Genomic DNA, 250 nt, shown 5'->3' on the forward strand with positions numbered 1-250 from the left:
GAAAGAAAATAAAGAACGTGATCCTCATGATCGGCGACGGCATGAGCCTTATGCACATGTATTCCGCTTGGACCGCCAACCGGGGCAAGCTCTGGCTGGACAACTCCCAATACACCGGCCTCTCGAAAACCTATTGCGCCAACCGCCTCATCACCGACTCCGGAGCCGGAGGTACCGCACTGGCCACCGGCCATAAAACGAACTACCATATGGTAGGCGTAGACCCGGCAGGCAAACCCTTGGAATCTCT

Annotated in this window: 1 protein-coding gene; it reads left to right on the forward strand. The window is 56.0% G+C overall.

Features of this window, described 5'->3' with window-relative positions:
- Positions 1-250: alkaline phosphatase (locus LJE08_RS14270; RefSeq protein WP_227403616.1), on the forward strand; the 250-nt coding region annotated here is incomplete at both ends.

This window comes from Holdemanella sp. DFI.5.55 (assembly GCF_020593575.1).
Taxonomy (GTDB): domain Bacteria; phylum Bacillota_I; class Bacilli_A; order Erysipelotrichales; family Erysipelotrichaceae; genus Holdemanella; species Holdemanella hominis.